Annotated in this window: 3 protein-coding genes; all 3 read left to right on the forward strand. The window is 66.6% G+C overall.

What is annotated here, in order from left to right:
• Positions 1-631: type VI secretion system-associated FHA domain protein TagH (tagH, locus tag MXAZACID_RS19300; protein WP_008493923.1), on the forward strand; the 631-nt coding region annotated here is incomplete at its 5' end.
• Positions 628-1077 carry a type VI secretion system lipoprotein TssJ gene (tssJ, locus tag MXAZACID_RS08830; protein ID WP_008493924.1) on the forward strand — a complete coding sequence of 150 codons (450 nt, stop codon included), beginning with the start codon at positions 628-630 and terminating at the stop codon, positions 1075-1077. The genes tagH and tssJ, both read left to right, overlap by 4 nt.
• Positions 1078-1152: 75 nt before the next feature.
• Positions 1153-2484 (forward strand): type VI secretion system baseplate subunit TssK, encoded by a 1332-nt coding sequence (tssK, locus tag MXAZACID_RS08835; protein ID WP_039885137.1) that lies wholly within the window; start codon positions 1153-1155, stop codon positions 2482-2484.
• The last annotated feature ends 30 nt before the right edge of the window (positions 2485-2514 follow it).

Consider the following 2514-nt stretch of genomic DNA (forward strand, 5'->3'; position numbering starts at 1 on the left):
GACCTCGCCTGTCACGGCCCAGGCGCCCGCGCCGGGTGGTGACGCGTTGATGGCGGCCTTCCTGCGCGGCGCCGGGCTGGAGGGTAGCACTCCAGCCAATCCCGAGGCGCTGATGCAGGCGCTGGGCGCCACCTTCCGGGCTGTCGTCTCCGGCATCCGCCAGGCTTTGATCGCGCGCGCCACCATCAAGGGCGAATTCCGCATCGAGCAGACGATGATCCGCGCCCGTGGCAACAACCCGCTGAAATTCTCCGCCGATGACGATGACGCGCTGACCGCCCTACTGGGCCTCGGCCGGCGGGTGGATATGGGCCCGGATGCGGCGGTGAACGACGCGCTGCGCGATATGCGCCTGCATGAGCTGGCCACCATGGCGGCGATGCAGGATGCGGTGCGGGCCTTGCTGGCCCAGCTCGACCCGGCGAAGCTGCAGGTGGAAGGCGGCATGGCGTTGCTGCCGGCGCAGAAAAAGGCCCGTGCCTTCGAGGCCTATGAGAAACTTCACGAAACCATCACCCGCGCGCTGGCTGATGATTTCGACAGCGTGTTCGGCAAATCCTTCGCCCGCGCCTATGAAACCGCCTTGCGGGAGGTTTCGGCCCGCGACCCCGGACCAGGAGAGATGTCATGAAACGTTCGGCTTTCCTCGCCGCCTGCCTGGTGCTCGCCGGCTGCGCCGCGCCGCCGCCCCCGCCGCCGGTGCTGACGCTGAATATCGCAGGATCCGCCGGGCAGAATCCCGATCCCGCCGGTCAGGGCACGGCGGTGGCGGTGCGGGTCTATCAGCTCGCCGCCAGCGGCAAGTTCCAGGCGGCGGATGTCTATACCCTCACCGGCAATGAAACTGCGGCGTTGGGCACGGAGGCGCTGGGCGGTTCCGCGCAATATATCGTTTCACCCGGCCAGAAGCTGACGGAAACGATCAATCTGACGCCGGGGACGACCACGCTCGGCGTCGCGGTGCTGTTCCGGGACATCAATCATTCCACCTGGAAACTCACCGCCCCGGTTGCCGCGCATGGGCCAACCGTGCTGACACTGCATATAAACGGGCTGACCGCATCCCTTGGCGGATGATGCGCAAGCCGTAATAATGACGCGGCGCCTCCGGGTGCCGTGTTTGGGAGATTTGAAGATTATGCGAGCCGCTTCGTGAGCTGGACCAACCGCGTCATCTGGCAGGAGGGCATGTTCCTCCGCTCCCAGCATTTCCAGCAGCAGGATCGCTGGTTGGAAGCAACGTTGCGCGGCCGTGTCGCGGCGCTGCGGTCGCATGGCTGGGGCCTGACCCAGATGATGCTGGACCGCGATCTGCTCGGCACCGGGCGTTTCGCCCTCTCCAGCGCCGCCGGCTTGTTCGAGGACGGCACGCCCTTCAGCCTGCCCGGCGAGGCGGACCACCCCGCCCCGTTCGAGGTGCCGGAAAATACCCGCGGCGTGCTGATCCATCTGGCGCTGCCAGTGCAGCAGGCCGGCGCGGTGGAGATTGCCGCCGCCGATGGCAGTGCCGAGGGCCGCTACAAGGCGCAGAGCTTCGAGGCCTACGACACCCATTCCGCCTCGCCGCAGGCGGCGGAATTGCTGATCGGCCGGCTGAAGCTGCGCTACCTGCTGGATAGCGATGACCGCGCCGGCTATCTCTGCATTCCCGTCGCGCGGATCATGGAGGTTTCCTCCGACAAGCGTGTGACGCTGGATGAGAACTGGCTGCCCCCCGCTCTGGCCTGCCACGCGGTGCCGGGCCTCTCCGGGCTGGTCACCGAATTCGCCGGCATGATCAACCAGCGCGGCGAGGCGCTGGCGGCAAGGGTGAATGCGCCGGGTGCGCGCGGTGTCGCCGAGGTGGCGGATTTCATGCTGCTGCAGGCGCTCAATCGCTGGCAGGCTTTGCTGCAGCATTGGGCCGATGCCGCGAATATCCATCCCGAGACGCTCTATACCGCCTATGTGCAGATGGCCGCCGAATTCGCCACCTTCACCGAGGGGCAGCGCCGCCCGAACAAATATCCCGGCTATCGGCATGAGGATCTGCAACGTTCCTTCGCCCCGGTGATCGCGGATCTGCGCCGCGCGCTCTCCTCGGTGATTGAGACCAACGCCACGGCGATCCCGCTGCAGGAGCGCCGGCACGGCGTGCATGTCGGCCCGATCAATGACCGCAATATTCTGCGCGCGGCGAATTTCGTGCTGACGGTGCAGGCCGATGTGCCGACCGAGACGATGCGCCGCCTCTTCCCCGCCCAGGTGAAAATCGGCGCGGTGGAGCATATTCGCGAGCTGGTGAATGTGGCGCTGCCCGGCATCGCCGTGCGCCCGCTGCCCGTCGCCCCCCGGCAGATCCCGTTCTATGCCGGTGGCTCTTATTTCGAGCTGGACCGCAACAGCCCGCATTGGCAGCAGATGCAGACCTCGGGCGGCTTCGCGATCCATGTCTCCGGAGAATTTCCTGGCCTGCGCATGGAGCTTTGGGCCATCAAAGGGTGAGCGCGCGAAGCGCTGAGGGAGAGAGACGAT

The sequence above is a fragment of the Acidocella sp. MX-AZ02 genome, from assembly GCF_000306035.1.
In the GTDB taxonomy this organism is placed as follows: Bacteria; Pseudomonadota; Alphaproteobacteria; order Acetobacterales; family Acetobacteraceae; genus Acidocella; species Acidocella facilis.